Here is a 20,900-nt window from a genome sequence, read left to right as displayed (position 1 = left end):
ACGGTGTTGCCTCCGGCGAATGGCGTCCCGGGGGAGGGGCGCTGAGGGTTACGTCGGTGCTGCTGAGGGGTGTGCCGTCGGTTCGGCGGTGGGGCTTGTTCGGCAGCGCGTGGTGGCGCGGGAGGTTGCCTGTGACGCAGGCGTCCGGGCGGGCAGGCCATCGGCTTGCTGGGACAGCCGGCGCACGAAGGGTCGCTGCGCGCCGGCCGCCCGGACTCCTTCAACGTATGGCACGGCGTGTCAGCTGACAAGGCACCGAGTGCCAGAAATTGCGCTCGGGTGAAATCTTTACGTAACAAATGAGCGATGATCGATCGAACGGGGGCTGGAATCGACAGGAAAAGGTGCTCTTACATGCCAAAACGGCCACCCCGTGGGGTGGCCGTCGTCACAGGAACGCCAGGGCTCAGCGGTCCTTCAGGGCTTCCTCGATGGTCCGCATGACCTCGTCCAGCGGGGCGTCCGTGCGGGCCACCGTCACCAGCACCTCGCCCTGTGCGGAGGCGGTCGCCGCGACCGGCCTCGGGGCCGTGGTGCGGCCCGCCATGATGCCCGTGCCGAAGGTCTTGCGGACGATCGCGAAGGCGTGGTCGAGCTGCGCCTCCACATCGCCCTGCGCGCCCGCCCGCAGCCAGCGCCGCAGCACGTGGTTGTGCGCGGTGACCACCGCGGACGCGGCGACCTCCGCCAGCAGCGGGTCGTCGTTGGCGTCGTCGTCGTGCGCGTGCTCGTCGAAGTGGCCGAGGAGATAGCGGGTGAACAGCCGCTCGTAGCGCGCCACCGAGGCGATCTCGGCCTCGCGCAGGGTGGGCACCTCACGCGTCAGCTTGTAGCGGGCGACCGAGATCTCCGGCCGGGCCGCGTACATCTTCATGACTTCCTTGATGCCGCGGCACACCGTGTCGAGCGGGTGCTCGTGCGCCGGCGCCGCGTTGAGCACGGCCTCCGCGCGGATCAGGGTGTCGTCGTGGTCCGGGAAGATCGCCTCTTCCTTGGAACGGAAGTGCCGGAAGAAGGTACGGCGGGCGACGCCGGCCTGGGCCGCGATCTCGTCGACGGTGGTCGCCTCGTACCCCTTGGTCGCGAACAGCTCCATGGCCGCGGCCGCCAGTTCCCGGCGCATTTTCAGCCGCTGGGTCGCGGCGCGGCTGCCCGCGGCGCTCTCCGGTGCGTCGGACGTGGCTGGTGTACGTGAGGACTTGGCGGGCTGGGACATGACCCGAACGTACTGCATGTGCGCAGCTTGGTGCGCAGGTCGGGGGTTTCCCGGGGGGTTTCCCCCGCCCTTCGCGGGCGGGGGAGAACCTGCCGGGTCGAGCAGCCCGCCCCACTCGGCGCCGGCCGTGAACCAGTCGCCGGGTCGATCACCGTCGCGCATATTCGCGGAAGCCGCGGCCCGTCTTGCGGCCGAGGCAGCCCGCGGCCACCAGATGCTCCAGCAACGGCGCCGGCGCGAGGCCCGGGTCGCGGAACTCGCGGTGCAGCACCTTCTCGATCGCCAGCGAGACGTCCAGACCCACCACGTCCAGCAGCTCGAAGGGGCCCATCGGGTAGCCGCCGCCCAGCTTCATCGCCGCGTCGATGTCGTCGAGCGAGGCGTAGTGGTCCTGGACCATCTTGATCGCGTTGTTCAGATACGGGAAGAGCAACGCGTTCACGATGAAACCGGCCCGGTCGCCGCAGTCCACCGCGTGCTTGCGGATCGTCCCGCAGACCTCGCGGACAGTGGCGTGCACGTCGTCCGCGGTCAGGACCGTACGGACCACCTCGACCAGCTTCATCGCCGGGGCCGGGTTGAAGAAGTGCATACCGATCACGTCCTGCGGGCGGGACGTGGCACGGGCGCAGGCGACGACCGGGAGCGAGGAGGTCGTGGTGGCCAGGACCGCGCCCGGCTTGCAGACCTTGTCCAGCGTGGCGAACAACTGCCGCTTGACCTCCAGGTCCTCGGCGACCGCCTCGACCGCCAGGTCCACGTCCGCGAAGGCGTCGTAGGTCCCGGCGGCGGTGATCCGGTCCAGGGTCCCCGCCGCCGCGTCGGCGGTCATCCGGCCCTTGTCGACCGAGCGGGCCAGCGACTTGCCGATCCGGGCCCTGGCCGCCTTGGCCTTCTCCTCGCTGCGCGCGGCGAGCACCACGTCGTAGCCGGCCTTCGCGAACACCTCCGCGATCCCGGACGCCATGGTCCCCGAACCGGCGACACCGACCGAGCGCACCAGCCGGCCCTGCGGCCGCACCCCGCCGTCCAGCGGCGTCAGCGCGTCCCGCACCACGGTCGCGCTGCCCGGCGCCTCGTACGTGTAGAAGCCGCGCCCCGTCTTACGGCCGGTCAGGCCCGCCTCGCTGAGCTGCTTGAGGATCGGCGCCGGGGCGTGCAGCCGGTCGTGGGACTCGGCGTACATGGCGTCCAGGACGGTCCGCGCGGTGTCCACGCCGATCAGGTCGAGCAGGGCGAGCGGGCCCATCGGCAGTCCGCAGCCGAGCCGCATCGCCGCGTCGATGTCCTCGCGGGAGGCGTACCTCGCCTCGTACATCGCGGCGGCCTGGTTGAGATAGCCGAACAGCAGCCCGTCCGCGACGAATCCGGGCCGGTCGCCGACCGCCACGGGCTCCTTGCCGAGGTCGAGCGCGAGGTTGGTGACCGCGGCGACGGCGGCCGGCGCCGTGAGCACGGACGAGACCACCTCCACCAGCCGCATGGCCTGCGCCGGGTTGAAGAAGTGCACCCCGAGGACCCGTTCCGGACGCGCCGAGTCGGCGGCGAGCCGGGTTACCGACAGGGCGTTGGTGCCGGTCGCCAGGATGGTCTGCGGGCGCACGATCCCGTCCAGCTCCCGGAAGATCTGGTGCTTGATCTCGTACGACTCCGGCGCCACCTCGATCACCAGGTCGGCGGCGGCCGCCTCGCGCAGATCGGTGCCGGTGCGCAGCCGGGCCAGCGCCTCGGTGCGCTCGCGTTCGGTGAGCCGGCCGCGCTCCACGGCACGGGCGGTGGACGACTCCAGGGCGGCGACGCAGAGCGCGGCCTGGGCCTCGCTGATGTCGATGCCGACGACGTCGCGGCCGGCCCGGACGAGGACCTCGGCGATGCCGGAGCCCATGGTGCCGAGACCCACGACGGCCACCGTCTGGAGTGGGGACGCGGGGGTGTGTGACAAGGGCGTCTGAGGGGACAGGGGAGAGACCATCGCGGACTCCAGGAATGAGGGTGACGACTGGAAGCACGCCGGGTGCGCCGGGAGGGCGCACCACCGGGTGCGGGAGAAACGCGGGTGAGCCGGGCCGCGAACGCACGCCCGGTGCCGTCACCGCCGGACGTGCACACGCCCGGGGAACGGTGATGCCGACCGGCCCTGTCCCGTGGCCGGGTCGTACTGCGGTACCGGAAGTACCGAACCGACTGGACCCACGGCGGCTGCGTCACCAGGCCGCCATGAGCAAACATGCGAGTGGGTAACTCGCTCGTCTGAGCTTAACCCGCGAGTAACGAGCGCGCCAGGGGGTGACCCGAACAAGTCAACGACCCCCTCGGATTCGCCGATTGTGCGCGCATCCCGTGTCCCGTGCCGCCCGGCACGGTTGATGCCAGGGAGTCGGTGGGTACCACCACTGACCGACCGGATGGTCGGCCGGGGTGGTGCGATGCCCCTGCCGGGTATGTCAGTGCTGTCCCCGAGCGACCGGAGTGGTGCGTCGTCATGGCGGAAGTCGAACAGTCGGACCCGGAACAGGACGTCGAACAGTCGGACCCGGAACAGGACGCCGAGCGCGCGGCGTTGGAGCAGGCGGTCTTCGCGAGACTGCGGCGGGAGTCGGGCCACTCGGACGCGTTCGCGTATCTGGTGACCGCCGGGGATCGCGACGAACTCGGGCGGGTACTGACCGCGCCCGGCCAGCCGCTGTGGGCCAGGGAACTCGCCGCGTTCCGCCTCGGAGTCGCCGGTGACCCGCGGGCCTTCGAGTCACTGGTGCTCTTCCTCAACCACCGCGAGCCCGCGCGCTGCGCCTCCGCCGCCCACGCCCTCGCCCGCCTCGGCGACCCGCGCACGGCCCGCGCCGCCGCCGCCCTCGCCACCAACGAACTCCGTGTCGCCTACGCCCTGCACCCGGTGCGGCTCCTCACCGACCTGCGCGCACCCGAGTCCGTGCCGGCCCTCGTCACCACCCTGGAACGCCGGCTGCGCCGCCCGCACGACCCGTACGGGAAGGTCGCGCTGGCGTGTGTGGAGGGGCTGGGCGCGCTCGGGGACCGGCGGGCGCGACCCGTGCTGGAGCAGGCCCTGGGACATCCGCCACTGGCCGCCGCGGCGGCGGGCGCGCTGGCCCGCATCCCCCAACAGCGCTGACGCCGGGCGGGGTTCGGGGTGGTCCTGGCTGCGGGGCGGCACACACGCGGGTCGGGCGGGCCTGTGTGCGCCCGGGTTCAGCCCGTCAGCGCCCGGGCGTAGCGCACCTCCGGCACCCGCACCCCCGCGACCTCGTACGGCTCCTGTGCCCCGTCCGGACGGAAGCCGTGCCGCTCGTAGAAGCGCCGCGCCCGTGTGTTCTCCTTCAGCACCCACAGCAGCATCCGCGGATGTCCGGCCTCCGTGCACCGGCGCACCGACTCCCGCAGCAGCGCCTGCCCGACACCCCGGCCGTACCGCGCAGGATCGACGTAGATCGCGTACAACTCGGCGTCTGCCGTGCGCAGTTCACCTTCGCGGTACGGGCCGTGGCAGGCCCAGCCGGTCACCTCGCCGCCGGACTCCGCGACCAGGTTCACCACACTGCCGTCGCCCCGGGTGAAGCGTGTGCGCTGCCGCTCGGCGTCGTCCGTGACGCTCAGCGCGTCGAGATGGGACTGCGGCATCAGCCCGCGGTAGGCGGATTGCCAGCCGCCGATCCGGATCTCGGCGACCCGGTCGCAGTCCGCGAGCCTCATGTCGCGAACCGTCACGCCTCGCCCACCACCGCGAACGCCTCGATCTCCATCAGGAACTCGGGGCGGACCAGGCCCGCGACGCGGACCGCCGAGGAGGCCGGGAGACGGTCGGCGGGTATGTGAGCGGCGCGGGCCTCGCGGATCGCGGGCAGGTGCGCCGTGTCCGTGACGAAGTAGGTCAGCTTGACCACGTCGTCGAAGGTCGCGCCGGCCGCCGCCAGACAGCGGCGCAGGTTCTCGAAGATCCGCTCGGCCTGGGCGGCCGGGTCGCCCTCGCCGACCAGGTCGCCGTGCTCGTCGAGCGCGACCTGACCGGCGACGGCCACGAACCGGCCCGTGCCCATGACCACATGCGCGTACTGCGCGGCGGGGGCGACCCCGTCGGGGGCGGGAATCCTCGTCAGCTCACTCATGCGTCCATGATGGATCACGGGTCCGACAACACCTCCGACGAGGCTCGGGTCAGCCCCGGAACCCCAGCAGGCCGTGCAGCGCCGTCCCGTGTCCCGAGCCCTCCGAGGACTTCGCGGCCAGCGGCTTCGGGTCCGGCAGGGCCGCGCACACCGCGTCGGCCTCGCCCTCGCCGCGCGGCACCGTGCCGTCGGTCAGATAGGCCGCCAGGTGCTTGTCCAGGCAGGAGCTGCCGCTCAGCGTGATGCCGTGGTTCCCGCCGCCCTGCTCCACCACCAGGCTGGACCCGCGCAGCAGTTCGTGGACCGCGACGCCACCCTCGTACGGGGTCGCCGCGTCGCCGGTGGCCTGGAAGAGCAGGACCGGCGGCACCCGGTCGTTGGAGACGTCGACCGGCTCCAGCGCCTCGGTCGGCCAGAACGCGCACGGCGCGTTGTACCAGGCGTTGTTCCAGGTCATGAACGGCGCCTTCTCGTACGTCGCCCAGTTGTCGGCCCGCCAGTGCCCCCAGTCGCGCGGCCAGCCCGCGTCCCGGCACTGCACGGAGGTGTAGACGCTGTAACCGTTGTCGCCCGCGCTGTCGACGGCGGCGAAGTTCTCGTACGCCTCGACCAGCGGCTCGGCGTCCTTGTCGTTGACGTAGGCGGCGAACGCCTCCGCGAGGTGCGGCCAGTAGCCGTTGAAGTAGCCGCCCGGCAGGAAGGTGTCCTCCAGCTCCGAGGCGCCGACCTTGCGCTGCGCGGGGCTCTGCGCGAGGTCCGCGCGCATCGCGTACCACTTGGCCTCGACCCCGGCCGGGTCGGTGCCGAGCTTGTACGTGGTGTCGTGCCGGGCGATCCAGGCCATGAGCGCCTGGTGGCGGTCGTTGAAGGCGTGGTCCTGGGCGAGGTTGTCCTCGTACCAGACACCGCGCGGGTCGACGATCGAGTCGAGCACGGCCCGCCGCACCCGGTCCGGGTACAGCTTCGCGTAGACGGCGCCGAGGTAGGTGCCGTACGAGTAGCCGAAGTAGTTGATCTGCCGTGCGCCCAGGGACGCGCGGATCAGGTCCATGTCCCGCGCGGCGCTGACGGTGTCGACGTACGGCAGCACGGAGGCGTACTTCTTGCCGCAGGCCGCGGCGAAGGACTGGACCCGGTCGAGGTTGGCCTTCTCGATCGCCGAGCCGCTCGGCACCGAGTCGGGGCGGACCGGGTCGAAGTGGCCCGGCGAGCAGTCGAGCGCGGGCTCGCTGCGGCCCACACCGCGCGGGTCGAAGCCGATGACGTCGTACTGGGCCGCGACCCCCTTGGGCAGCGCCGAGGCGACGAAGCCGGCCAGGGTCAGTCCGCTGCCGCCGGGGCCACCGGGGTTCACCAGCAGCGGCCCCTGGTACGTCTTCGCCGTGTGCGGCACGCGCGAGAGGGCCAGGGTGATCTGCCGGCCGCCCGGGTTGGCGTGGTCCAGCGGCACTTTCAACGACGCGCACTGGAGCGTCGGGTAGTCGGAGGTGCCGCACTTCTTCCAGGCGGGCGGTGCCGCCTGCGCGGCGCCGGGGGCGCCCGCCGCGGTCGGGACGGCGGTGACCGAACCGGCCAGGACGGCGGCGGCGCCGCACAGCACGGCTGCGCGTCTTCTCATGGGGTCCTCCCAGGACGGAGGGGCTCGGACCGCGCGAGTCACGGTCTCGCCGCACCTTCCGAGGTGAGGCCCTGGAGGAACTTCTTCGGTCGATACTTGACCCAATTGGGTCGAATGTTGCGCTCGAATGCTCTCAAATAAGCGAAAGTTGGGTCGGTTCCGGCGTCGCGGAGGGCGTTGCGGACGGCGTTGCGGACGGTGTCGCCGACGCCGTTCCGGGTGCCGCCGAGCCGGAGTCGCGCGGGCGGCGCGGCATACCCCCGTGCGCGGGACCGATGCCGTACTCCTGCGCCAGGTCGTGGACCTGACGGGTGATCCGGCGCTGGTACCACTTCGGCGCGTAGGCGCCGTCCGCGTACAGCCGCTCGTAGCGGCGGACCAGATGCGGGTGGTGGTGGGCCAGCCACGCCATGTACCACTCGCGCGCGCCGGGGCGCAGATGCAGCACCAGCGGCATCACGGACGTGGCGCCGGAGGCGGCTATCGCCCGTACCGTGGCCCGCAGTTGGGCCGGCTGGTCGCTCAGGAACGGGAGTACGGGAGCCATCAGCACCCCGCACCCGATACCGCGCTCGGCGAAGGCCCGTACGACGTCCAGGCGCCGCTCCGGGGCCGGGGTGCCCGGCTCGACCGTGCGCCACAGCTCGGTGTCGGTGAAGCCCACCGAGACCGATATCCCGACGTCGGTCACCCGGGCCGCCTCGGTCAGCACGTCCAGGTCACGCAGGATCAGCGTGCCCTTCGTCAGGATCGAGAAGGGGTTGGCGTGGTCGCGCAGGGCGGTCAGGATGCCCGGCATCAGCCGGTAGCGGCCCTCCGCGCGCTGGTAGCAGTCCACGTTGGTGCCCATGGCGATGTGCTCGCCCTGCCAGCGGCGCGAGCCGAGCTGGCGGCGCAGCAGCTCCGGCGCGTTCACCTTCACCACGATCTGCGAGTCGAAGTCGATGCCGGTGTCGAGATCGAGATAGCTGTGCGACTTGCGGGCGAAGCAGTACACGCAGGCGTGCGAGCAGCCCCGATAGGGGTTGATCGTCCATTCGAAAGGCATCCGGGAGGCCCCCGGCACCCGGTTGATGATCGAGCGGGCCCGCACCTCGTGGAAGGTGATCCCCCGGAATTCGGGCGTGTCGAAGGTTCGGGTGGTCACCGCGTCCGCGCCGAACAGCGCGGCGTCGGCCGCCCGGCTGTGGTCGCGTGAGTCCGCTGTGAGGTTCTCCCAGCGCATGACGCCTCCTCGGTAGCACTGACCACAGAATAGAACACATGTTCCCATGATCGTGCGACTGTCATTTCCGGGCGCGTCGTGACACCCGATCGATCACTTCCCCGACCACGACCGGACCCCGATTTGGGCGCCCGGCGACCGGGGTGGTTGGCTGGTCCAAATCCCCGAGCACTCACGTCCTGGAGGAAGCCGATGGCGCAGGTTGAGGCCACCACGGAGCGAGTAGTCGCCGCGGACCCGGAGACGGTGTTCGACACCCTCGCCGACTACAGCGGCACGCGTGCGAAGCTGCTCCCCGAGCAGTACAGCGAGTACGAGGTGCGCGAGGGCGGTGACGGCGAGGGCACCCTCGTCCACTGGAAGCTCCAGGCCACCAGCAAGCGCGTACGCGACTGCCTCCTGGAGGTCACCGAACCCACCGACGGCGAACTGGTCGAGAAGGACCGCAACTCCTCCATGGTCACCGTCTGGCGGGTCACCCCGGCCGGCGAGGGCAACTCCCGGGTGGTCGTGACCACCACCTGGACCGGCGCGGGCGGCATCGGCGGCTTCTTTGAGAAGACCTTCGCCCCCAAGGGCCTCGCCCGGATCCACGACGCGGTCCTCGCCCGGCTCGCCACCGAGGTCGAGAAGTAGACCAAGAGCCCACTGCCGGGCGGCCGTTGAGGCCGCGCCACGCCCGGCGCCGGTGTTCTCTCACCGGTTCGAGTGGATCCGCTCCTGATGCAGCGGTACGCCGTAACTCGTCGCGCTTGCCAGTAGTTGTCGCTTTTACGCGGGAATTGTGTGGCAGGCGCGACGAGGGGAGCGTTACGTGGGCGGGATCACTCTGGTGCAGGACGAACCGGCGGTGGCACCCCCGGCACCCCCCGCCCCGGCCAAGCCGGTCGCGGGTGAACTCAGCCCGCGCCGGGTGCGGTTGGTCTTCTTCGGGCTGATGCTCGCGCTGCTGCTCGCTGCGCTGGAGCAGATGATCGTGGCCACCGCGCTGCCGAAGATCGTCGGTGAACTGCACGGCCTGGACAAGATGTCCTGGGCGATCACCGCCTACCTGCTGACCTCCACGATCGGACTGCCGGTCTACGGCAAGCTCGGCGACCTCCTCGGCCGCAAGAGCGTCTTCCAGTTCGCCATCGTCATCTTCGTCGTCGGCTCCGCGCTCGCGGGCCGCGCCCAGACCATGGACCAGCTGATCGCCTTCCGCGCGGTGCAGGGCGTCGGCGCGGGCGGGCTGATGATCGGCGTCCAGGCGATCATCGCGGACATCGTGCCCGCGCGCGAACGCGGCAAGTTCATGGGCCTGATCGGCGCCGCCTTCGGACTCGCCTCGGTCGCCGGACCGCTGCTCGGCGGCTACTTCACCGACCATCTCTCCTGGCGCTGGTGCTTCTACATCAACGTCCCCTTCGGCCTGCTCACCATGGCCGTGGTCGCCGTCGTCCTCAAGCTCCCCAAACCGACCGCGAAACCCCGCTTCGACATCCTCGGCACCGTACTGCTCGCCGCCGCCTCCACCTGCCTGGTGCTGCTGACCAGTTGGGGCGGCACCGAGTACGCGTGGGGCTCGCGGACCATCCTCGCCCTCGCGGCCGGCGCGGTGGTCTCCGCGCTGCTCTTCCTGGTCGCCGAGCACTTCGCCGCCGAACCCCTCATCCCGCTGCGGCTGTTCCGGGACTCCGTCTTCAACATCACCGGCCTGGTGGGCCTGGTGGTGGGCGTCGCCCTGTTCGGCGCGGCCAGCTACCTGCCGACGTATCTCCAGATGGTCGACGGCGCCTCCGCCACCGAGTCCGGACTGCTGATGCTGCCGATGATGGGCGGCATCGTCGGCGCCTCGATCATCTCCGGCCAGCTCATCAGCCACTCCGGCCGGTACCGGATCCACCCGATCCTCGGCGGCGCGCTCTCCGTCGTCGGCATGTACCTGCTGTCCCGGCTGGAGATCGGCACGTCCCGGTTGCAGTACAGCATCTGGATGGCCGTCCTCGGCGCCGGCATCGGCATGGTGATGCCGGTCCTCATCCTCGCGGTGCAGAACTCCGTGCGCCCCGCCGACCTCGGCACCGCCACCAGCGCCAACAACTACTTCCGGCAGATCGGCGGCAGCGTCGGCGCCGCCGTCTTCGGCACGCTCTTCGCGGACCGGCTCACCGACGCCCTCGCCGACCGGCTCCCCGCGCAGCCGGGCACGGCACTGCCCGACGCCGAGTCGATCACCCCGCAGGCCGTGCACGCACTGCCGCCCGCCCTGCGCGACGCCTACATCCACGCCTACGCCGACGCCATGCCGAGGATCTTCCTCTACCTCGTGCCGGTGCTCGTCCTCGGCCTGCTGCTCGCCTTCTTCCTCAAGGAGAAACCGCTGGTGTCCCAGAACGTTCCCGCGCCCGAGACGGATGCCCTCCACGTGAGCGTCCAGGTGCCGCACGCCCGCCACCAGCCGTCGCCCGGCGGCGCCACGTCCCGCGCGTCCTACGCCGCCGGCATCCCCGTCTGCGGCACCGTGCAGCACCCCGACGGCACCGTCGTCCCGCGCGCGGCCCTCACCCTCATCGACGTCGCCGGACAGCAGATCGGCCGGGGCGCCAGCGGCGAGGACGGACGGTACGCGCTCGCCACCCCCGGCACCGGCTCCTACGTCCTGATCGCCGCCGCCGGCGGCCACCAGCCGCAGGCCGTCTCGGTGACCGTCGGTGAACGCCCCGTCGAACTCGACGTCGTCCTCGGCGGCGCCGGCCGGCTCGCCGGATCCGTGCTCACCGCCGACGGCACCCCCGTCCGGGACGCCGCCGTCACCCTCACCAACGTGCACGGCGAGGTCGTCTCCAGCACCCGCAGCGGCCGCGAGGGCGGCTATGTCATCAGCGAGCTGGTGGCCGGCGAGTACACCCTCGCCGCCAGCGCGCCCGCGTTCCGCCCGGCCGCGCTCCCCGTCAGCGTCCAGGCCTCCCGCGAGACCCGGCAGGACATCGAGCTCGCCGGCGGCGCCGTGCTGCGCGGCACGGTCCGGGCGAGCGGCGGACGGCCCGTCGAGGACGCCCGCGTCACCCTGCTCGACGCCGCGGGCAACGTCGTCGACACCCTCACCACCGGACCCGACGGAACGTTCCGGTTCGTCGACCTGTCCTCCGGCGAGTACACCGTCATCGCCGCCGGCTACCCGCCGGTCGCCACGGTCCTCCAGGTGGCCGGCGGCGGCCGCACGGAGCGCGACCTCCAGCTCGGCCACGAGGACTGACCGACCGCTGCCGCGGCCCGGATGCGCGGGCGGGTGCGCCGGAGCTCACCGGCGCCACCAATTCACGTATTGCCACACATCGTGAGCGGCCGCCGCCGTACCGTGGTGGCGGGAACAGATCTTGTGGAGGCGTGGGGGAGAGAGGGCCTGGGCCATGGACCATGGCACCGACCGGGACGCGGTGTCCGGGCAACTCGCCGCCGGACGCGTCCCGCTGGCCGTGGTGGTGGTCGACCGCGACGGCCTCGTCTCCCACTGGAGCAGCGGCGCACGCCGTCTCTTCGGCGCCACCAAGGAGACCGCGATCGGCCGCCCCGTCGGCGATCTGCTCCCCGTCTCCGGCGCCCTCCCCGACGACGAGGACCTCGCCGCCGACGGGCCCTTCACCGCGTACGACGGGCTCGGCCCCGACCTGGAGTCCTCCCTCGGCGGCCGGCTCTCCTACCCGGCCGCGGGCCGCGCCCGCCTCACCGTGCCCGAGCCGGGCGGGCAGACCGTGCCCGAGCAGGGCGGCAACACCGCGCCCATGACCGGCGGTTCACGCCGGGTCGACGTGCTGTGGTGGGCCTACCCGCTGGTGGGTCCCGGCCGCGAGCGGCTGCTCGTGCTCGCCGCGGACGCCGCCGGGCTGCGCCGCGACACACCCGCCGCCGCCCGTGACGTGGAGCGCATCGCGCCCGTCTTCGCGCTGCACACCGACTTCCCCGGCGCCGACCGGCTCGCCCGGGGACTCCCCGAGATCCTGCCCAGCATGAGCGTCGGCGAAGGCGCCCGGATCGTCTCCCAGGTCCTCGAACTGGGCTACCCCGTCCTGGAGTTCAGCCAGAACGACCGGGTGCCGGTCACCCCCGACTGGGGTGTGCCCCGGCGCGCCGAGCGCCGCGCCCGCCGTGAACAGGCCGACCGGGCACGCGCCGAGGGCCTGCCCGTGCCGAGCGGACTCGCCGACGAGCAGGAGGACCTGGAGTACGCGGCCGTACGCGAACACCTGGAGTTCCTCAACGAGGTCAGCGGACGCATCGGCACCTCCCTCGACCTCGCCCGGACCATCGTCGAGGTCAGCCGGGCCGTCGTGCCCCGCTTCACCGACGTCGCCGGCACCTATCTGCGGGAACAGGTCGTCGCCGGCGAGGGGTTCGCGGACGGTGTGCCCGACACCACCACCATGTGGCACCGGGTCGCCCTGGAGCACACCGACGAACCCGGCCGCTGGGACGACGTCGTCCCCGTCGGTGAGGCGATGCCGTTCCCGGCCCACACCCCGTTCTTCCAGTGCATGACGACCGGCGAGCCCGTCCTGGTGCCCCGGATCAGCGAGCAGATGGGCCACGCCATCGCCTCGCAGTTCGAGAAACGCGACATCCGGCCGCTGATCACCGGACGCTCCATGCTGGTCGTACCGCTCAAGGCACGCCATGTGGTGCTCGGCTTCATGATCCTGCTGCGGCACCCCGAGCGCGCCGAGTTCAACGACATGGACCGCGTCACCGGCGCCGAACTCGCCGCCCGCGCCGGCCTCGTCCTCGACAACGCGCGCATGTACACCTACCAGGAGAGCGTCGCCGAGACCCTCCAGGACAGCATGCTGCCGCACATCCCGCCGCGGATGGCGGGCTGTGACATCGCCACCCGCTACCTCCCGGGCACCCTGCTCGGCCGCGTCGGCGGCGACTGGTTCGACTCGGTGAAACTGCCCGGCGCGCGCACCGCGTTCGTCGTCGGCGACGTCATGGGCCACGGCCTCAACTCGGCCGCGATGATGGGCCAGTTGCGTACGGCCGTGCAGACCATGGCCGCGCTCGACCTGCCGCCCGCCCAGCTGCTGCGCAACCTGGACGACCTCGCCCAGCGCCTCGGCGACGGCTACCTCGCGACCTGTCTCTACGCCGTGTACGACCCGATCGCGGGCGAACTGCACCTCGCCAACGCGGGCCACATCCCGCCGGTGCTGGTGCGCGCCGAGGACGGCCGCACCGATCTGCTCGACCTGCCCACCGGGGCACCGATCGGCGTCGGCGGAGTGCCCTTCGAGTCCGTACGGGTACGGGTGGCGCCCGGCGACCGGCTGGTGATGTGCACCGACGGACTGGTCGAGATGCGCGGCGAGGACATCGGCGTCGGCCTCGCCACCCTCTGCGAGTCCGCCGCCCACCCGGCGGCGTCCATGGACGCCGCCTGCGACACCATCATCCGCGCCCTGGCCGTGACGTTCTCGGAAGCGGGCCGCGGCAGCCGCAAGGACGACGTGGCCCTGCTGATGGCCCGCCTCAACGGCATCGCGCCCGACCACGTCGCCGAGTGGCGCCTCGCGCCCGACCCGGCCGAGGTCGGCCGCGCGCGGGCGGCCGTCCGCGAGCAGCTGCACGAGTGGGGCCTCGCGGACCGGCTGGAGGACATCGCCGAGCTGCTGGTCGGCGAGCTGGTCACCAACGCCGTACGCCACTCCCACCGGGCCGCCGTCACCCTGCGCCTGGTGCGCGGCGAGACGCTGCTGTGCGAGGTCGACGACGACGATCACGAACTGCCCACACTGCGCAGCGCCGGACCCGCCGACGAACAGGGGCGCGGCCTGCGCGTGGTGAGCACCCTGGCGCGCGAGTGGGGTGCGAGCCGCACCGCCGCGGGCAAGACCGTGTGGTTCGAACTCACCCTGCCCAGAAGCTGATTGAGCGCAACTCACGGGCACCCACGTACGTTCTTCGGACGAGGCGTGAAGGAATGAGCGCGCTTCTCGCAGCGGTCCGCGGCGCACGACAGGACCGTACTCGACCGTCACTCACCGTGATCTGGCGGCACACCCTGGGGAGTTGGGCATGAGCGTGACGATTCAGTACCGGGAGGCCTGGGAGGGGTTCTGGCGGGAGGCGACGGGGGAACCCGGGGCCGTCTTCTGGGACGCCGAGCCGGTGCTGACCTCCGGGGTGCATCTCGCGCTCTTCGAGCCCTACGTCGTCGACCCGGGCCTGCCGCTGATCGATCTCGGCTGTGGCAACGGCACCCAGACCCGCTTCCTCGCCGACCGCTTCCCGCGTGTCCTCGGCGTCGATCTCTCGGAGGCGGCGCTGGAGCACGCGCGGCACGCCGACCCGGCGGGGCAGGCGGCGTACCGGCTGCTGGACGCGGCGGAGCGGACCGAGGCGGAGGCGCTGCACACGGAGCTCGGCGACGCCAACGTCTACATGCGCGGGGTGCTGCACCAGTGCGAGCCGGACGACCGGCAGGCGCTGGTCGACGGCATCGCGACGCTGGTCGGCGCCCGCGGCCGGGCTCTGGTTGTGGAACTCGCCGAGGCCGCCGGCGCCCTCCTCAGGGGCCTGGCCCAGAGCCCCACCGGCCCGCCCGCCAAACTCGCCCCGGTCTTCCGGCACGGCATCGCACCCGGCGAGGTCGCCGACGCGGCGGTCCCCGTCTACCTGGGCGCGGCCGGCCTCGAGGTCCTGGCCGGCGGGGAACTGCCGCTGACGACCACGGAGTACGCGCCCGACGGCGCCCGGATCGAGCTGCCGTCGAAGTGGCTGGTGGTGGGCCGCGCGTGAGCCGCGCGGCGGGCGGTTCCGTACGCGGGGCGCGCTGGGCCCTTCCCCGGCGGGCGGAAGCGCTTATGCTCGACTGTATGTCCGGTTGGCGAGGCGTGAGCACAGCGCTCGCCGCGGGGACGCTCCTCCTCGTCACCGGCTGTACGGGTGCGAGCACACCCGGTGCCGAGACGTCGTTGTCCGGGCCCACCGCGAGCCGTTCGGCGACCGCGCAGGCGGAGGCGCCGCCCGCCGCCACACCCTCGGCGCCCGCGTCCACCTCCGAGGCCCCGGCCACCCCCACCCCGGACGTCGACCCCCGTACCGAGCCCGCCGCGCTGAGCATCCCGGACATAGGCCTGCGGGACCTCGCGATAGTCCCGTACGAGGGCACCACCGACGACTGGCCCGGCACCCGCATCCAGAACGAGGGCGACGGCGCCAGCCCCTACGGCGACCAGGGCGGCGTCGGCCCCGGCGAGACCGGCAACTATCTCGTCACCGCCCACCGGCTCAGCGCCGGCGGCCCCCTGCGCGACCTGCCCGACCTCACCAACGGCGACACCGTCACCGTCGTCCTGGGCGACGTCCGCTACACGTACCGGATCACCGCCACCCGCGAGACGTCGTTCCGCTCGGAGCAGTCGCTCGCGGAGCAGCGCGCCGCCGTCCCCGGCGATCCGGGCGCGACCCCCACGAAGGCGATGATCACCCTCTCCACCTGTGCGACGCCCGAGGACAACGCGGCCGGGAACTTCTGGCGCGACGACCGCGGCAACCCCGAACACCGCATAGACAAGATCGGCACCCTGGTCTCCGCCGAGCGCGTCTGAGACTCCGGCAAACCGGGACCCGCGTCCTGGCCGCCCCTCACCCCACGGCGTAACGTGACGCCCCATGAAGATCCTCATCAGCGCCGACATGGAGGGCGCGACCGGCGTCACCTGGCCGGCGGACGTGCTGCCGGGGACACCGCAGTGGGAGCGGTGCCGGTCGATGTTCACCTCGGACGTCAACGCCGCCGTGCTCGGCTTCCTCGACGGCGGCGCCGACGAGGTCCTCATCAACGAAGCCCACTGGACCATGCGCAACCTGCTCCTCGAACAGCTCGACGAGCGGGCGCAGATGCTCACCGGCCGGCACAAGTCGCTGTCGATGGTCGAGGGTGTGCAGCACGGCGACGTCGACGGCATCGCGTTCGTCGGCTACCACGCGGGCGCCGGCAGCGAGGGCGTCCTCGCCCACACCTACCTCGCCAACTCCATCACCGGAGTGTGGCTGGACGACGTCCGCGCCAGCGAGGGCCTGCTCAACGCGCACGTCGTCGCCGAGTACGGGGTGCCGGTCGTCCTCGTCACCGGGGACGACGTGGCCTGCGAGGACGCGCTCGGGTACGCGCCCGGGGCGCTGAAGGTCGCGGTCAAGGACCATGTGTCGCGGTATGCGGCCGTGTGCCGCACCCCGGCCAGGACCGCCGCCGACATCCGCGCCGCCGCCAAGGAGGCCGCCTCCCTGGCTGTACGGCACGAGCCGGTGCACGCCGGACCGCACACCGTGGCCCTGGAGTTCGACGCCGAGCACCTGGCCCTGGCCGCCACCGTCGTGCCCGGCGTCGAGCGGACCGGTGAGCGCAAAGTGGCGTACACGAACGGAACCATGTACGAGGCGATCCGGACGTTCAAGGCGGTCACCACGCTCGTCTCGGCCGCCGTGGAGGAGCAGTATGGCTGACCAGCAGGCACTGGACGAGGTCGTCCGGTTCACCTCGGACCTCATCCGCATCGACACCACCAACCGCGGCGGCGGCGACTGCCAGGAGCGGCCCGCCGCCGAGTACGCGGCCGAGCAGCTCGCCGGCGCCGGCCTGGAGCCGGTCGTCCTGGAACGCACCCGGGGACGCGGCAACGTCGTCGCCCGGATCGAGGGCACCGACCCCACCGCCGCCGCGCTGCTCGTCCACGGCCACCTGGACGTGGTGCCCGCACAGGCCGCCGACTGGACCGTGCACCCGTTCTCCGGCGAGATCCGCGACGGCGTCGTGTGGGGCCGGGGCGCGGTCGACATGAAGAACATGGACGCGATGATCCTCTCGGTCGTGCGCGCCTGGGCCCGCGAGGGCGTACGGCCCCGCCGGGACATCGTGATCGCGTTCACCGCCGACGAGGAGGCCAGCGCCGAGGACGGCGCGGGCTTTCTCGCCGACCGGCACGCCGGGCTGTTCGAGGGCTGCACCGAGGGTGTCGGTGAGTCCGGCGCGTACACCTTCCACGATGGCGCCGGACGGCAGATCTACCCGATCGCGGCCGGGGAACGCGGCACGGGCTGGCTGAAGCTCACCGCGCGGGGCCGCGCCGGGCACGGCTCCAAGGTGAACCGGGAGAACGCGGTGACCCGGCTGTCGGCCGCCGTCGCGCGGATCGGCGCCCACGAGTGGCCGCTCCGGCTCACCCCGACCGTGCGCGCCTCCCTCACCGAACTCGCCGCCCTCTACGGCATCACCCCCGACTTCGACGACGTCGACGCCCTGCTGACCAAGATCGGCCCGGCCGCCAGGCTCGTCGAGGCGACCGTCCGCAACAGCGCCAACCCGACCATGCTGAACGCCGGTTACAAGGTCAACGTCATCCCCGGCGACGCCGTCGCGTATGTCGACGGGCGGTTCCTGCCGGGCGGCGAGGACGAGTTCCGCGCCACGCTCGACGAGCTGACCGGGCCCGACGTGGACTGGGAGTTCAGCCACCGCGAGATCGCCCTCCAGGCGCCCGTCGAGTCGCCCACGTTCCGGCTGATGCGGGCCGCCGTCGAGGAGTTCGCGCCCGAGGCGGACGTGGTGCCGTTCTGCATGTCGGGCGGCACCGACGCCAAGCAGTTCGCCCGGCTCGGCATCACCGGCTACGGCTTCTCCCCGCTGCGGCTGCCGGACACCTACGACTACCAGGCCATGTTCCACGGCGTCGACGAACGCGTCCCCGTGGAGGCGCTGCACTTCGGCGTCCGGGTGCTCGACCGATTCCTGCGACAGGCTTAGACGATGGGGGACGACGTGCGGACACTGGCCTACGGATCCTGGCCCTCCCCGGTGGACGCGGCGCTCGCCGCCGCCCACGACGGACGCCCCGAGTACGTCGGGTTCGTCGGCGACGAGGCCTGGTGGACCGAACCGCGGCCCACCGAGGGCGGCCGCCGCACCCTGGTGCGACGGCACGCCGACGGCACCGAGGAGCCGGTGCTCCCGGCCCCCTGGAACGTCCGCAGCCGGGTCATCGAGTACGGCGGACAGCCCTGGGCGGGGGCCGTCGTCGACGGCCGGCCCGTTGTGGTGTTCGTGCACTTCCCCGACCAGCGGCTCTACGTCTGTGAACCGGGCGCCGAGCCGCGCCCGCTGACCCCGCTGTCCGCGGTCGGCGGCGGGCTGCGCTGGGCCGACCCGCAGATCCTCGCCGACCGCGGTGAAGTGTGGTGCGTGCTCGAGGAGTTCACCGGCGAGGCGCCCACCGACGTCCGCCGGGTCCTGGCCGCCGTACCGCTGGACGGCTCGGCCGCCGAGGACCGGTCCGCCGTACGCGAACTCGCGCCCGAGCGGCACCGGTTCGTCACCGGGCCCCGGCTCTCGCCCGACGGGCGGCGCGCGGTCTGGCTCGGCTGGGACCATCCGCGGATGCCGTGGGACGGCACCGAACTGCTGCTCGCGGACGTGACCGGCGACGGCACGCTCACCGGCGCCCGCACGGTCGCCGGCGGGCCCGGCGAGTCCGTCGCGCAGGCCGAGTTCGCCCCCGACGGCTCGCTGCTGTACGCCAGCGACCGCACCGGCTGGTGGAACCTGTACCGCGACGGCGCACCTCTGTGCCCGCGCGAGGAGGAGTTCGGCGGGGCGCTGTGGCGGATCGGCCACCGCTGGTTCGCGCCCCTGGACGGCGGACTGATCGCCGTGGTGCACGGCCGCGGCGGCACCGCCCTCGGCATACTCGATCCGGAGACCGGCGAGGTCGTCGACGCGGCCGGCCCCTGGACCGAGTTCGGCCCCACCCTCGCCGTGCACGGCGCGCGGGTCGTCGCCGTCGGCGCTAGCCCGCGCAGCGCCCACGAGGTCGTCGAACTCGACACCCGTACCGGCCGCTGCCGGGTGATCGGAGTCACGCACCAGGACGCCGTCGACCCCGCCTACTACCCGGATCCGCGGATCCGGGCCTTCACCGGCCCCGGCGGACGCGAGATCCACGCCCACCTGTACCCGCCCCACCACCCGGAGTGCGCCGCGCCCGACGGCGAGCTGCCGCCCTACGTGGTGTGGGCGCACGGCGGACCCACCAGCCGCAGCCCGCTCGTCCTCGACCTGGAGATCGCCTACTTCACCTCGCGCGGCATCGGTGTCGCCGAGGTCAACTACGGCGGCTCGACCGGCTACGGCCGTGCGTACCGGGACCGGCTGCGCGAGCAGTGGGGCGTCGTCGACGTCGAGGACTGCGCGGCCGTCGCGCTCGCCCTCGCCGAGGAGGGCACCGCCGACCCGGCCCGGCTCGCGATCCGCGGCGGCAGCGCCGGCGGCTGGACCTCGGCCGCCTCCCTCGCCACCACCGACGTCTACGCCTGCGGCACGATCATCTATCCGGTGCTCGACCTGGACGGCTGGAACGACGGCGGCACCCACGACTTCGAGTCGCAGTACCTGGAGAGCCTCGTCGGACCCTTCGCCGAGGTGCCCGCCCGCTACGCCGAGCGCTCTCCGATCGAGCACGCCGAGCACATCACCGCGCCCTTCCTGCTGCTCCAGGGCCTGGACGACGTGATCTGCCCGCCCGCGCAGTGCGAACGCTTCCTCGCCCGGATGGCCGGCCGGCAGGTCCCGCACGCCTACCTCGCCTTCGAGGGCGAGGGCCACGGCTTCCGGCGCGCCGACACCATGACCCGCGCCCTGGAAGCCGAACTCTCCCTGTACGCCCAGGTGTTCGGCCTCAACCCGCCGAACCTCAGCCGGCTGGAGCTGTCCAAGTGAAATCCCTCCCCGGGGAGCTGACCCGGCCGCCCCGGCTCGCCCCCGGCGCCCGGGTCGCCGTCGTCGCCCCCAGCGGACCGGTGCTGGAGGAACGCCTCCAGGCCGGCCTCGACGTGCTGCGCGGCTGGGACCTCGACCCGGTCGTGGCTCCTCATGTCCTCGACCGGCACGGCGAGTTCGACTACCTCGCCGGAACCGACGCCGACCGCGCCGCGGACTTCGAGCGGGCCTGGTGCGACCCGGCCGTGGACGCGGTGTTCTGCGCGCGGGGCGGCTACGGCGTCCAGCGAATGGTCGAGCTCCTCGACTGGACGGCGATGCGCGCGGCCGGGCCGAAGGTGTTCCTCGGCTTCAGCGACATCACCGCCCTGCACGAGGCCTTCGCCACCCGCCTCGGCCTCGTCACCCTGCACGGCCCCGTGGCCGCCGGCGTCGACCTCATCAAGAACGCCCGCGCGCAGGACCATCTCAAGGCCACCCTGTTCGCCCCGGAGACGGTCCGCACGATCACCTCCGGCGGCACCGCCCTGGTACCGGGCCGTGCCCGCGGAGTCCTGCTCGGCGGCTGTCTCTCCCTGCTCGCCACCGAACTCGGCACCGCCCACGCCCGCCCGTCCGCCGCGGGCGGCCTGCTCTGCCTGGAGGACGTGGGGGAGCCGGTGTACCGCCTCGACCGCTGCCTCACCCAACTGCTCCGCGCGGGCTGGCTGGACGGGGTGGGCGGAGTACTCCTCGGCTCCTGGGAGAAGTGCGGCCCCTACGAGCGGCTGCGGCCCCTGCTCGCCGACCGCCTCGGCGCCCTGGGTGTGCCCGTCGCGGAGAACTTCGGCTTCGGCCACGGGGACGGGGCGCTGACGATTCCGTTCGGCGTACGCGCGGAACTGGACGCGGAAGCGGGGACGCTGACCCTGGAGGAGCCGGCACTGCGCTGACCCCCCGCCCCGGGCGGCTCACCGTGCGCCGCGGGAGGT

16 protein-coding genes are annotated in these 20,900 nt (G+C 72.6%); 10 read left to right on the top strand and 6 right to left on the bottom strand.

What is annotated here, in order from left to right:
- Positions 1–406: 406 nt before the first annotated feature.
- Both ACIQAC_RS08080 and ACIQAC_RS08075 read right to left on the bottom strand, forming a co-directional pair.
- Entirely contained in the window at positions 407–1,216 is an 810-nt protein-coding gene (locus ACIQAC_RS08080) for a TetR family transcriptional regulator (RefSeq protein WP_402188137.1), read from the bottom strand.
- A 148-nt stretch (positions 1,217–1,364) separates the two neighbouring features.
- The gene (locus tag ACIQAC_RS08075; RefSeq protein WP_402188135.1) at positions 1,365–3,188 is read right to left on the bottom strand and encodes a 3-hydroxyacyl-CoA dehydrogenase family protein; all 1,824 of its coding nucleotides are present in this window, start codon (positions 3,186–3,188) and stop codon (positions 1,365–1,367) included.
- A 510-nt stretch (positions 3,189–3,698) separates the two neighbouring features.
- Here ACIQAC_RS08075 and ACIQAC_RS08070 point away from each other — a divergent pair.
- On the top strand, positions 3,699–4,346 hold the full coding sequence (locus ACIQAC_RS08070) for a HEAT repeat domain-containing protein (protein WP_402188134.1): 648 nt from the start codon (positions 3,699–3,701) through the stop codon (positions 4,344–4,346).
- A 77-nt stretch (positions 4,347–4,423) separates the two neighbouring features.
- On the opposite strand, the gene ACIQAC_RS08065 is transcribed toward ACIQAC_RS08070, so the two are convergent.
- The 4 genes from ACIQAC_RS08065 to ACIQAC_RS08050 all read right to left on the bottom strand — a co-directional run bounded on the left by ACIQAC_RS08065 (position 4,424) and on the right by ACIQAC_RS08050 (position 8,180).
- Positions 4,424–4,924: a GNAT family N-acetyltransferase gene (locus ACIQAC_RS08065; RefSeq protein WP_402188132.1), complete on the bottom strand. Its 501-nt coding sequence runs from the start codon at positions 4,922–4,924 to the stop codon at positions 4,424–4,426.
- An 11-nt stretch (positions 4,925–4,935) separates the two neighbouring features.
- Entirely contained in the window at positions 4,936–5,337 is a 402-nt protein-coding gene (locus tag ACIQAC_RS08060) for a RidA family protein (RefSeq protein ID WP_402188130.1), read from the bottom strand.
- A 49-nt stretch (positions 5,338–5,386) separates the two neighbouring features.
- Positions 5,387–6,955, bottom strand: a complete 1,569-nt coding sequence (locus ACIQAC_RS08055; protein ID WP_402188128.1) for an alpha/beta hydrolase — start codon at positions 6,953–6,955, stop codon at positions 5,387–5,389.
- A 133-nt stretch (positions 6,956–7,088) separates the two neighbouring features.
- The gene (locus ACIQAC_RS08050; RefSeq protein ID WP_402188126.1) at positions 7,089–8,180 is read right to left on the bottom strand and encodes an Rv2578c family radical SAM protein; all 1,092 of its coding nucleotides are present in this window, start codon (positions 8,178–8,180) and stop codon (positions 7,089–7,091) included.
- A 192-nt stretch (positions 8,181–8,372) separates the two neighbouring features.
- Between ACIQAC_RS08050 and ACIQAC_RS08045 the strand changes: the two genes are divergently transcribed.
- The 9 genes from ACIQAC_RS08045 (at position 8,373) to ACIQAC_RS08005 (ending at position 20,861) form a co-directional block, all read left to right on the top strand.
- Complete coding sequence (locus ACIQAC_RS08045; RefSeq protein ID WP_402188124.1) at positions 8,373–8,816, top strand: SRPBCC family protein; 444 nt, start codon at positions 8,373–8,375, stop codon at positions 8,814–8,816.
- A 178-nt stretch (positions 8,817–8,994) separates the two neighbouring features.
- Entirely contained in the window at positions 8,995–11,418 is a 2,424-nt protein-coding gene (locus ACIQAC_RS08040) for an MFS transporter (protein WP_402188123.1), read from the top strand.
- Between the two features lie 154 nt (positions 11,419–11,572).
- The gene (locus ACIQAC_RS08035; protein ID WP_402188121.1) at positions 11,573–14,083 is read left to right on the top strand and encodes a SpoIIE family protein phosphatase; all 2,511 of its coding nucleotides are present in this window, start codon (positions 11,573–11,575) and stop codon (positions 14,081–14,083) included.
- 148 nt (positions 14,084–14,231) lie between these two features.
- Positions 14,232–14,954, top strand: coding sequence for a class I SAM-dependent methyltransferase (locus ACIQAC_RS08030; RefSeq protein ID WP_402188119.1), 723 nt, complete (start codon positions 14,232–14,234; stop codon positions 14,952–14,954).
- A gap of 77 nt (positions 14,955–15,031) precedes the next feature.
- Positions 15,032–15,766: a class E sortase gene (locus ACIQAC_RS08025; protein ID WP_402188117.1), complete on the top strand. Its 735-nt coding sequence runs from the start codon at positions 15,032–15,034 to the stop codon at positions 15,764–15,766.
- Between the two features lie 64 nt (positions 15,767–15,830).
- A complete protein-coding gene (locus tag ACIQAC_RS08020; protein WP_402188115.1) occupies positions 15,831–16,664 on the top strand; it encodes a M55 family metallopeptidase in 834 nt (277 codons plus the stop codon).
- Positions 16,657–17,961: a M20/M25/M40 family metallo-hydrolase gene (locus tag ACIQAC_RS08015; protein ID WP_402188113.1), complete on the top strand. Its 1,305-nt coding sequence runs from the start codon at positions 16,657–16,659 to the stop codon at positions 17,959–17,961. Before ACIQAC_RS08020 ends, ACIQAC_RS08015 begins: the two co-directional genes overlap by 8 nt.
- 3 nt (positions 17,962–17,964) lie before the next feature.
- Positions 17,965–19,929: a prolyl oligopeptidase family serine peptidase gene (locus tag ACIQAC_RS08010; protein ID WP_402188111.1), complete on the top strand. Its 1,965-nt coding sequence runs from the start codon at positions 17,965–17,967 to the stop codon at positions 19,927–19,929.
- Entirely contained in the window at positions 19,926–20,861 is a 936-nt protein-coding gene (locus tag ACIQAC_RS08005; protein ID WP_402188109.1) for an LD-carboxypeptidase, read from the top strand. Before ACIQAC_RS08010 ends, ACIQAC_RS08005 begins: the two co-directional genes overlap by 4 nt.
- Positions 20,862–20,900: the final 39 nt, after the last annotated feature.

The organism is Streptomyces sp. NPDC088387, assembly GCF_044753385.1.
In the GTDB taxonomy this organism is placed as follows: Bacteria; Actinomycetota; Actinomycetes; order Streptomycetales; family Streptomycetaceae; genus Streptomyces.
The sequence above is the reverse complement of the archived record's forward strand: the minus strand, read 5'-3'. Positions and strand labels throughout refer to the sequence as shown.